This is a genomic window from Methylibium sp. T29-B, from assembly GCF_000576225.1.
GTDB classification, from domain to species: Bacteria; Pseudomonadota; Gammaproteobacteria; order Burkholderiales; family Burkholderiaceae_C; genus Methylibium; species Methylibium petroleiphilum.
This window is the reverse complement of the sequence record NZ_AZSN01000133.1, coordinates 1-9,925: the sequence shown is the minus strand read 5'-3', so window position 1 is coordinate 9,925 and position 9,925 is coordinate 1. Positions and strand designations below refer to the sequence as shown.

The window sequence follows — 9,925 nt, the reverse complement described above, 5'->3', positions numbered from 1 at the left end:
GGCCGCGGCCAGCGCGCCCGCGCCCTGCTCGCCCAGCGTGGCCTCGGCCAGCGGGGCCAGCGCCGCCTTCAACGCGCTGCGCCAGTGGTTCACCCAGCCCTGGATCAGCGCCCGGTTGGCCTCGCTCTCCGTCGCCGCGGTCTTGACGGTCGCGTCGACCCACTTCACCGTCTCGTCCTGCCAGCGGTTGATGTGGTCGAGCACGGTCGACAGCGCCGGGCCGTGGCGCTGCGCCATGTGCGCGTCGAAGTGCTGGTAGCACAGCGGGTAGAGCAGGCCGTCGGCCACCAGCGTCTGCGCCACCAAGACCTCGAACCAGTCGCGCGTGACGAAAAGGTTCTCCACCTCGCGGCGCAGGCCCTGCCAGGCCGGGTGCTCGACCCAGTGGCGGTGCGCCTGGTCGAGCGCGGCGCCGGTGTTGCCGTCCACCAGCAGGCCGATGCGCGAGAGGTGCTGGGCCAGGCCCAGGCGGTCCATCGCGCCCATCACCGCGGCCTGCGTCACCGCGGTGCCCCAGCCGTAGGCGGCCACGTGGCTCAGGTTGGTGTTGGCGCCCCACTCGTAGTGGCGCAGCGGCACGAGGGCGAAGACGATGGCCTCGCGCGCCTCGGCCGGCAGCTGCGCCAGCAGGGCACGCCGGTCGGCGAACTCCATCTGCCGGTCCAGCGCCTCCTGCTGCTTGGCGCGCGCCATCGTGTAGCTGCCGTAGTAGTACTGGCGCGGGTCCTTCAGCGCGTACCAGTCGGCCATCTCGACGGCGGTGCGGCGCTTGTCGTAGAGGTCGCGCTCGGGGTCCCACAGCGGCTTGTAGTGGTGGTTCACCTCGGACTGGATGTCGTAGGTGGCCTCCTGGTAGCGCGTGGCCGGCTTGTCGCCGAAGCGCCGCGCCAGGTGCCCGAAGGTCTGGCGCACCGGCTTGACGGTCTGGGTGCGGATTTCGACGGTCATGGTCTGTTTGTCTCCTGGTGTTCTGGTGTCTTGTCGTTCCGGTGTCGGGGCCGTGGGCTATTCGTCGGGTCCGTGTCGGCCGTAGCGCCACTTGGCCTGCTCGGCGTCGATGCGCGCGCCTTCGGCCGCGCCGAGCGAACGCGCCCGCTGCGCGGTGCAGAAGGCGTCGAAGGCCGGGCGCGGCAGGATCAGCTCCACCCACAGGTCGGGGTCGCCGAGCGAGAAATCGAACTCGACGAAGCCGTCGCGACGCTCGTTGCGCAGGCGCACCCAGCAGGCCGGAGCGGCCCCTGGCGGATGAAACGGCACGACGGACATGCGTGATGAAACGGGAGTCGAGATGGCCTGCTTTCGCACGGCCTGTGCCATCGCGCCAGGGTCTAGGGAACACCCTGATCTTTGGTCGCCGCGAGCGCCGGAATCGGCCTCGCGAACGCGTTTGCGGCCGTGTCGCGAGCCACTCGGCTCAAACGCGTGTATCAATTCATGCAGGTCGCCGCTAGCATCCGCGGCCTGCACTGTTTGAATTTCTACAAGCGCCGCCCATGGCCTCGCACAAGACCCCGCCCCCCAAGAGCGCCGCCACGCCGGCGATCGACGACCTCGTGTCGCGCATCCACTTCGACGCGCGCGAAGGCCGCATCTGGCTCGACGAGCAGCGCATGCTGCTGATGCACGTGTCGGGTCAGGGCGTGCTGCGGCAGGAGCTGATCGAGAGCCTGGGCATCGATCGCGCGCGCGGCCTGATCACGCGCGTGGGCTACAACTCCGGCTCGCACGACGCCGACCTCGCGCGCAAGCTGCGCGGCTCCACCCACCCCACCGAGGCCATGCTGGTCGGCCCGCAGCTGCACATGCTGGAGGGCGTGGCGCGCGTCGAGCCGGTGCGGCTCGACATGAACGAGGAGCACGGCCGCTTCTACGGCGAGTTCAACTGGCACGGCTCGGCCGAGGCCGAAGAGCACATCCGCCTCTACGGCATCGGCACCGACGTGGCGTGCTGGCAGCAGGTGGGCTATGCCTCGGGCTTCGTCAGCCGCTTCATGGGCCGGCCGGTGATGTTCCGCGAGGTGCAGTGCTGCGCGCAGGGCGCACCGCACTGCGTGATCGTCGGCCGCCCGGTCGAGGACTGGGAGGACGCCGACGACGACCTGCGCTCGCTGCAGGCCGACAGCCTGAGCAGCGGCCTGAGCGCCGCCAACCGCGGCGCCGCGGCGGCGCCGGAGGCGCGCTCGCTGCTCGGCGGCGAGGACGTGGTGGGCGTGTCGGCCGGCTTCAACGCGGTGTGCCACATGATCCGCCGCGCCGCCGACACCCAGGCCACCGTGCTGTTCCAGGGCGAGAGCGGCGTGGGCAAGGAGGTGCTGGCGCGCAGCCTGCACCGCATCGGCCCGCGCGCGGCCGGGCCCTTCGTCGCCATCAACTGCGCGGCCATCCCCGAAGAGCTGGTGGAGGCCGAGCTGTTCGGGGTGGAGAAGGGCGCCTACACCGGCGCCGTGAGCAACCGGCCCGGCCGCTTCGAGCGCGCCGACGGCGGCACGCTGTTCCTCGACGAGATCGGCATCCTGGCCTGGCCCGCGCAGGGCAAGCTGCTGCGCGCGCTGCAGGAGCGCGAGGTCGAGCGCGTGGGCGGCACGCAGGCGCGCAAGGTCGACGTGCGCGTGGTGGCGGCCAGCAACCTGAACCTGCGCGAGGAGGTCAAGGCCGGCCGCTTCCGCGAGGACCTGTTCTTCCGCCTCAACGTGCTGCCGGTGCGGGTGCCGCCGCTGCGCGAGCGGCGCGAGGACATCCCGGTGTTCATGAACCACTTCCTGCACAAGTTCAACCAGCGCGACGGCCGGCGCGTGAGCGGCTTCACCAGCCGCGCGATCGACGCGATGCTGGCCTACGACTGGCCGGGCAACATCCGCGAGCTCGAGAACCTGGTGGAGCGCGGCGTGGTGCTGGCGCCCGACCAGGGCGCCATCGACACCGTGCACCTGTTCTTCGGCGGCGAGCAGGTCGACGGCGGCCTGCTCGCGCTCAAGCGCGACGGCTCGCTGCACGCCGGGCCCTCGCCGCTCGACGCCGCGGCCGAGGGCGAACCCGGCCCCCACGGCCCGCAGGAGCTGGGCCAGCGCGTGATGGCGCTGCTGAGCGGCAGCGGCGACGTGTCCAGCGCGCCGCTCGACCAGATCGAGGCCGCGCTGATCCGCAGCGCCATGGCGCGCACCCACGACAACCAGTCCGCCGCGGCGCGGCTGCTGGGCATCACGCGCGCGCAGCTCATCTACCGGCTGCGCGCGCTGGCACCGCCGCCGCAGGGCTGAGCCGCGGCCTCGGGGCCCGGCGGATACCTACAAGGTATCGCGACAGCCCAGTATCGGTATTGGACCGCCGGGCGGAGCGCTTCCTACACTTCCCCGCAACCGCTCGACAACAACAACAAGCTGCCGCGACCGCCCGAGACGTCGCACGAGCCCACCGCACACCGCCACCTCGAGGAGACCCCCCATGGCAATGACCGGAGTGCTGCGTCCCGGCCACGCGCAATTGCGCGTGCTCGACCTGGAAGTCAGCCGCAAGTTCTATCGTGACGTGATCGGCCTCGTGGAGACCGGCACCGACAAGCAGGGCCGCGTGTACTTCAAGTGCTGGGACGAGCGCGACCACCACAGCGTGGTGCTGCGCGAGGCCGACACCGCCGGCATCGACTTCGTGGGCTACAAGGTGCTGGACCGCGCCACGCTCGACCAGCTGGAGCGCGACGTGCGCGCCTACGGCCTGGAGACCGAGCGCGTGCCGGCCGGCGACCTGCTGGAGACCGGCGAGCGCGTGCGCTTCCAGCTGCCCACCGGCCACCTGTTCGAGCTGTATGCCGACAAGAAGCACGTGGGCAACGGCCTCGGCCAGGTGAACCCCGCGCCCTGGGGCCCCGACTCGGAGCGCGGCATGGCGCCCACCCGCCTGGACCACTGCCTGCTGTACGGCACCAACATCGCCGCCAACAAGAAGCTGTTCACCGAGGTGCTGGGCTTCTACCTGGTGGAGCGCATCCTCGGCCCCAAGGAAGCGGGCGAACCCGAGGTGGCGATCTTCCTGGCGTGCTCGCACAAGACGCACGACATCGCCTTCGTCGAGTACCCCGAGCCGGGCAAGCTGCACCACCTGAGCTTCCGCATGCCGACCTGGGAGCGCGTGCTGCGCGCCGGCGACATCATGGGCATGAACAACGTGCCCATCGACATCGGCCCCACCCGCCACGGCACCACGCGCGGCGAGACCATCTACGCCTGGGACCCTTCGGGCAACCGCTTCGAGACCTTCTGTGGCGGCTACGACCCCTACCCGGACGTTGAACCGATCACCTGGACCCACGACGGCTTCGGCCACGGCCTGGACTACCCGAACGGCAAGCTGCACGAGAGCTTCCTCACCATCGTGACCTGAGGCCGGGCATGCGGGGCCTTGTGCGGCCCCGCGGTGGCGACCGTGCCTCGCTCAGGCCTTGGCCGCCTCCGGCGTGGTGGCGGCTGATGCAGCGGCGGCACTGCCGCGGTTGAGCGACTTCTGCATCGGCCCGATGGCGCGCACCACCACGTCGCTGATCGGGTAGATGCAGCAGGCCAGCACGCGGTGGCAGGCCTCGTCGTCGGCGTTCACGTGGTTGCGGCTCATCACGCGCTTGCGGTACTGGCCCGACACCACCTCCACCTTGCACACACCGCAGCCGCCGCCGCGGCAGCCCACCGGGATGCCGCGCTTGCCGAGCCGCGCCAGGCCGACCAGCACGGTCTCGGCGCTGTTGCAGGCGTAGGCCTCGCCGGTGTCGGCAATCGTGACGCGGTGCGATGACGGACAGGGGTCGACGGGCACCTCGGGGCTCCTCTCAGGGTTATCACCGTGCGGCGGTCGGCGTGCGCCGATCCGCGGCGACGCGAAGATACTTGAGACCCCGAGGCAAAGCCAATACCGTTCACGCCCGGCGGCCATACCCGTCGGGCCGCCCTCCCCACCTTTCCCCTGCACCTCATGGACCTGCGACACCTCAAGTACTTCGTGGCGGTGGCTGAGGAGCTGAACATCGGCCGCGCCGCGGCGCGGCTGCACATCTCCCAGCCGCCGCTCACGCGACAGATCCGCGCGCTGGAAGAAGAGCTGGGCGTCGACCTGTTCGTGCGCACGCCCAAGGGCGTGGAGCTCACGCAGGCCGGCGAGATGTTCCGCACCGAGGCCAACAACATCCGCATGCTGGTGGAAGGCGCCATCGACCGCGTGCAGCGCGCCGGCGAAGGCAAGCTCGGCCGGCTGGACGTGGGCATCTTCGGCTCCGGCATCTACGGCGTGATCCCGGAGCTGCTGGAGGCCTTCCGCACCCGGCTGCCGGGCGTGAGCATCGTGCTGCACACGATGACCAAGAACGAGCAGATCGAGGGGCTGCGGCAGCGCCGCATCACCGTGGGCTTCAACCGCATGATGCCGCCGCTGCCCGACATCGGCCGCGAGCTGGTGACCACCGAGCGCCTGCTGGTGGCGGTGCACGAGAGCCACCCGCTGGCCGGGCTGGCGGCGGTGCCGTTCCGCGCGCTGGCCGACCACCCGCTGGTGCTGTTTCCGAACGTGGGGCGGCCGAGCTTCATCGACAAGGTGATCGAGCTGTGCAAGCAGCAGGGCTTCGAGCCCCAGATCGCGCAGGAGGTGGGCGACGCGGTGACCGGCATCGCGCTGGTGGCCAGCGGCTACGGCCTCTCGCTGATCCCCGAATCCATCACCTCGCTGCAGATGCCGCGCGTGGTGTACCGCCCGCTCGCCGACGCGCCGCAGGCCACCATCGACCTCAGCTGCCTGTACCGCGCCACCGACCCCTCGCCGCTGCTGCGGTCGTTTCTGGGCATCGTGCGGGAGTACCGCGACAAGTGGGAGCGGCGGGAGTGAGTGCAGGACCGCGGGAAGGCCGCGATCGGCAAGGCCGCCGGTGGGCCGACAGGCTGGCGCCCTTTCCCGCTTGAACGGCCCGCCCGCCCGCGGCCGCGCGGCCTGCTCGCGCTGCCTGCGCCCCCAGGCCACCTGCCTGTGCACGCTGGCGCGCCCGACCGGCCACCACACCGAGGTGCTGGTGCTGCAGCACCCGCAGGAACAGCGCCAGGCGAAGAACAGCGTGGCGCTGCTGCGCCTGTCTCTGGCGCACTGCGAGGTGGCGGTCGGCGAGCGCTTCGCGCCTGAAGCGCTGCAGTCCCTGCTGCACCGCCCCGGACGGGAGACGCGGCTGCTCTATCCGGACGTGCCCGCCGCGCCCGCGCCGCCAGCGCCGGCAACACCAGCGGGCGCGCCGCTGCGGCTGGTGGTCATCGACGCGACGTGGCGCAAGAGCCTGCGGATGCTGCTGGAGCACCCGGCCCTGGCGGCGCTGCCGCGGCTGCCGCTGGAGGCACCGGCGCCCACGCGGTACCGCACCATCCGCGCTGCGCGGCGGGCCGACCAGGTCTCGACGCTGGAAGCCACCGTGCAGGCGCTGGCGATGTTGGAAGGCCCGAGCTTCGACGCTGCGCCGCTGCTGGATGCGTTTGGCTGCTTCGTCGCTGGTGTGGCGGCGCGGCAGGGCCTCGTGTGACCTTGGGCCGAGCGGCGCCCAATACTCCAGCGGAGCGCCAGTGAAGGGCGGCTTGAGACTGAACTGAGTCACTCGATGTTGACATCCTGAGCGGCGGCGGCGTTCGTCACCGGCCGTTCGACGGGCCAGGGCCGGTATGCCCGCAATACCGACGAAAGGGGACAGCGGACAGCCTCGATACTCGGCATCTTCGTCACACGCGGGCAGCAGGGTTCTACTATTCAAATAGGCGACTTGTTCCTGTCAAGCGAGGCGAACTGTTCCGTGAACGCAGAAAACGGAACCTTGGTGCAATCCCACTGCCCCATGCCCTGATCTTGTGGCATGTGATTGAGCATGGTCTCGCTACTGACGATGGCAAGCTTGGGTTTTAATGGGTCTCGCAGATTCCAAAAATAAAAGGCGTGGCGCTCTGATTCCATAGCCATTTCCCACTCGTTGCGGGTGAGCATGGCAAATCCAGAAGTGCCTTGCGTCGAGGTCTTTACCTCGATGGTCAACTGATGCCGACCCGGGCCGGAGAGCGATACGGCTGCAGCATCTCGTAAAGCAGCCGGTGAAGTTGGCGCTTTGCGTTCGTGCCAACGGCTGCCTGACGACGGACAGTGTGATTACGTCCGGCGGAAACCAGGGACAGCAAGCGCTGCAAAGCCGCAGCTCAGCGCATCACGGCCAACGGACGGCGAGTGCCCAGAGCGGTCAGTGCAAGTCTCCCCGCTGCATACCATCCCGGTGATCAGCCCGTCCTAATTCGAAGCAGGGCGCACAGGACGTGCTGTTCGAGTGGGAGGCGCACGCTGCCTCGTAGCCCGCGAACGGGTCGCGTCGCAGCCGGCGCGCGGCCCTTTCTTTCAGGACGCGAAACACTGACTTGGCTTCTGCGGCGATTCCGCCGTGAGGACGATTCGGCCACAGTGACGGTCATGCGCAGCCCTTGCAGCGCATCAGCCCGAGGAGCCCGTCATGTCCCACGCATTTGCCGACATCGCCTTCACACCGTCCGTCAAGGCCGCGCAGCAGCGCGACGGCAGCCGGGCCGGCTATGCGCGTAGCTTCGAAGGCGACGCCCCGGCGTCCCATGATCGCCTGGGCGAGGCGGAGCTCGAGTTCATTGCCGCGCAGCGCAGCTTCTACCTGGCCACCGTGTCCGAGACCGGCTGGCCCTATGTGCAGCACCGAGGTGGCCCGAAAGGCTTCCTGAAGGCACTGGACGACCGAACGCTGGCGTTCGCCGACTACGCCGGCAACCGGCAGCTCATCAGCGTGGGCAACCTGGCCGTGAACGACCGTGTCTCGCTGATCCTGATGGACTACGCGCGGCGCGTGCGCCTGAAGCTGCTCGGTCGCTTGGCGGTGAAGGACCTGGCGCCCGACGATGCGCTGGCCAAGGCCCTGATCGACCCGGCCTATCAGGCGCGGCCGCAACGCGCCATGGTCGTCACCGTCGAGGGCTACGACTGGAACTGCCCGCAGCACATCCCGGTCCGCTTCGATGCGGAAGACGTGCAGCGCGCACTCGACGAACGGGACCAGCGCATCGCCGCGCTGGAAGCCCGGCTCGCGGCCTTGGCCGGCCCCGGCGGCGACACCGCGGCCAGCCCGCCGCAGCGTCGTGAGCCGCGTCAGTGCAACGCCGGATCGCCGCGCAGCCGATCGACGGCCAGGTCGACGAAGGCGCGCACCTTCTGCGTCGCGCGCCGCCCCTCGTGGTGGACGACGTGCACCGGCAGCGGGTTCGGCTCGAACGCCTCGAGCACGACCTGCAGCGCGCCGCTGCGCAGATGCGCTGCGACCTGGTAGCTCAACAGCCGCGTGATGCCCAGACCCGCCAGGGTGGCCGCGATGGCGGAGTCGTTGGTGACCGTGCGCAGGCGAGGCTGCACGCGCTGCAGGAGGACCTTGCCCGCGTTGTTGAACCGCCATTCCAACACCGGGTTCACCCCGGCCGCGGACACGAGGGTGTGGTCGGGCAGGTCTTCCGGCCGCTGGGGCGTGCCATGAGCCTGCAGGTAGGCTGGAGCCGCCACCAGCACGCGGCTGACGCGCCCCACGCGAACCGCCTGCAACGATGAATCGGGCAGCTCGCCGATGCGCACCGCGACGTCGACCCCTTCCTCGACGACGTTGACGACCCGGTCGAGGAACAGGCACTGGGCCTCCACTTCCGGAAAGCGCTGCAGGTAGCTGACGAGGATGGGCGTCACGTAGAGCTGCCCGAACAGCACCGGCGCCGTGAGCGTGAGCGTGCCCCGCGGCGTGGCGTGGGTGCCGGTGGCGGTGATCTCGGCCTCGTCGATGTCGGCCAGGATGCGGCGGCAGTCCTCCGCGAAGCGCGCTCCGGCGTCGGTCACGCGGACGACGCGCGTGGTCCGCGTCAGCAGCCGCAGGCCCAGCCGCTCCTCGAGCTCGGCCACGGCGCGCGTCACGACCGGCGGCGACAGGTTGAGCTTGCGCGCCGCACTGGCGAAGCCGCCGCTGTCGACGACAGCGACGAAGGTGGTCATGGCCTGCAGGCGATCCATGTCGTTGCGCGTTCGGAAAGTCCGCCGGAGGTGGCTCGGCGATTCTCCACGCAAGCGTTGCGCCGGACCGTCGGGAGTGCATTCGGCCCGGACGGCGCAGCCGTCCCCTCAGACGTGGCTCGCCACCTTCGGGTGCAGCTTCGCGTCGAAGTCGTCCAGGCTGGGAAAGCGCAGCGGGGCCAGCGTGTCCAGGCGGGTCAGGTGACGCCGGTAGTCGACCAGGATCTGCGCGCGCTCGGCCTCGCTGATGTAGGGCACGTGCCAGCCCACGAAGGGCGGCAGCACCGTGAGGCCGGTGTAGGCCAGCGTGCCGCGCAGCAGCGGCCGCAGCATGTCGTCGAGCGGGCCGTGGATCGCGTCGGGGCCGAACATGTGCGGTCGCCCGCCCAGCGTCAGGCTGACCATCGCGCGCTTGCCGACGAGGCCGCCGCGGTCGTAGAAGCGCGTGCCGCCGTAGGTGAGGCCGGAGATCAGCACGCGGTCGATCCAGCCCTTGAGCATGGCCGGCGGCGCGAACCAGAAGACCGGGAAGTTCAGGATCAGCAGGTCGCACCACAGCAGCTTGGCCACTTCGCCGCGGATGTCCTCGGCCAGCGTGCCGGCCTCGTAGCCGTGGCGCTGCTCGAGCGCATAGACCAGGTAGTCGGGGTTCTTGCGTGCGCCGAAGTCGGCCGCGCTCGCCACCGGGTCGAAGCCGTCGGCGTACAGGTCGGACACCCGCACCTCGTGGCCCAGCGCGCGGAGCTGCTCGGTGGCCGTCCAGCACAGCGCGCTGCTGAACGAGCGCGGCTCCGGGTGGGCGTGGACGATGAAGACGTTCATCGCGCGCGGCGCGCTCAGGCGCCCGGCGCCGCGGCCGCGGCCG

The 9,925-nt window shown here is 70.3% G+C and carries 10 protein-coding genes and 1 pseudogene; 5 read left to right on the top strand and 6 right to left on the bottom strand.

What is annotated here, in order from left to right; genetic code table 11:
* Positions 1-948, bottom strand: a 948-nt coding sequence (locus Y694_RS16860) for an aromatic/alkene monooxygenase hydroxylase subunit beta (RefSeq protein ID WP_036234610.1), incomplete at its 3' end; no start/stop codon positions are given.
* 57 nt (positions 949-1,005) lie between these two features.
* Positions 1,006-1,266, bottom strand: a complete 261-nt coding sequence (locus Y694_RS16855) for a phenol hydroxylase subunit (RefSeq protein WP_036234607.1) — start codon at positions 1,264-1,266, stop codon at positions 1,006-1,008.
* 227 nt (positions 1,267-1,493) lie between these two features.
* Here Y694_RS16855 and Y694_RS26575 point away from each other — a divergent pair, with 227 nt between their 5' ends.
* Positions 1,494-3,257: a sigma-54-dependent Fis family transcriptional regulator gene (locus Y694_RS26575; protein WP_011830885.1), complete on the top strand. Its 1,764-nt coding sequence runs from the start codon at positions 1,494-1,496 to the stop codon at positions 3,255-3,257.
* A gap of 184 nt (positions 3,258-3,441) precedes the next feature.
* The gene (locus Y694_RS16845) at positions 3,442-4,377 is read left to right on the top strand and encodes a catechol 2,3-dioxygenase (protein WP_011830886.1); all 936 of its coding nucleotides are present in this window, start codon (positions 3,442-3,444) and stop codon (positions 4,375-4,377) included.
* Between the two features lie 51 nt (positions 4,378-4,428).
* Here Y694_RS16845 and Y694_RS16840 read toward each other — a convergent pair whose 3' ends face one another.
* Positions 4,429-4,803, bottom strand: a complete 375-nt coding sequence (locus Y694_RS16840) for a 2Fe-2S iron-sulfur cluster-binding protein (protein WP_011830887.1) — start codon at positions 4,801-4,803, stop codon at positions 4,429-4,431.
* Between the two features lie 156 nt (positions 4,804-4,959).
* Here Y694_RS16840 and Y694_RS16835 point away from each other — a divergent pair, with 156 nt between their 5' ends.
* On the top strand, positions 4,960-5,862 hold the full coding sequence (locus tag Y694_RS16835; RefSeq protein WP_011830888.1) for a LysR substrate-binding domain-containing protein: 903 nt from the start codon (positions 4,960-4,962) through the stop codon (positions 5,860-5,862).
* 70 nt (positions 5,863-5,932) lie between these two features.
* Entirely contained in the window at positions 5,933-6,538 is a 606-nt protein-coding gene (locus tag Y694_RS16830) for a tRNA-uridine aminocarboxypropyltransferase (RefSeq protein ID WP_011830889.1), read from the top strand.
* Positions 6,539-6,759: 221 nt separating this feature from the next.
* Here Y694_RS16830 and Y694_RS16825 read toward each other — a convergent pair whose 3' ends face one another.
* On the bottom strand, positions 6,760-7,038 hold the full coding sequence (locus tag Y694_RS16825; protein WP_011830890.1) for a protein NO VEIN domain-containing protein: 279 nt from the start codon (positions 7,036-7,038) through the stop codon (positions 6,760-6,762).
* Positions 7,039-7,501: 463 nt separating this feature from the next.
* On the opposite strand from Y694_RS16825, the pseudogene Y694_RS26825 reads away from it, so the two are divergent.
* A pseudogene (locus Y694_RS26825) lies at positions 7,502-7,876 on the top strand (pyridoxamine 5'-phosphate oxidase family protein); the annotation flags it as partial.
* Between the two features lie 284 nt (positions 7,877-8,160).
* Here Y694_RS26825 and Y694_RS16815 read toward each other — a convergent pair.
* Together Y694_RS16815 and Y694_RS16810 are read right to left on the bottom strand one after the other, a co-directional pair.
* Positions 8,161-9,060, bottom strand: coding sequence for a LysR family transcriptional regulator (locus Y694_RS16815; protein ID WP_036234602.1), 900 nt, complete (start codon positions 9,058-9,060; stop codon positions 8,161-8,163).
* Positions 9,061-9,168: 108 nt separating this feature from the next.
* Positions 9,169-9,882 (bottom strand): NAD(P)H-dependent oxidoreductase, encoded by a 714-nt coding sequence (locus Y694_RS16810; protein ID WP_011830893.1) that lies wholly within the window; start codon positions 9,880-9,882, stop codon positions 9,169-9,171.
* Between the last annotated feature and the right edge of the window lie 43 nt (positions 9,883-9,925).

Coding starts and splice junctions, on each gene's coding strand:
- Y694_RS16855 (WP_036234607.1), bottom strand. CDS start 1,266: ATGTCCGTCGTGCCGTTTCATCCGCCAGGGGCCGCTCCGGCCTGCTGG.
- Y694_RS16845 (WP_011830886.1), top strand. CDS start 3,442: ATGGCAATGACCGGAGTGCTGCGTCCCGGCCACGCGCAATTGCGCGTG.
- Y694_RS16810 (WP_011830893.1), bottom strand. CDS start 9,882: ATGAACGTCTTCATCGTCCACGCCCACCCGGAGCCGCGCTCGTTCAGC.
- Y694_RS16815 (WP_036234602.1), bottom strand. CDS start 9,060: ATGGATCGCCTGCAGGCCATGACCACCTTCGTCGCTGTCGTCGACAGC.
- Y694_RS16835 (WP_011830888.1), top strand. CDS start 4,960: ATGGACCTGCGACACCTCAAGTACTTCGTGGCGGTGGCTGAGGAGCTG.
- Y694_RS26575 (WP_011830885.1), top strand. CDS start 1,494: ATGGCCTCGCACAAGACCCCGCCCCCCAAGAGCGCCGCCACGCCGGCG.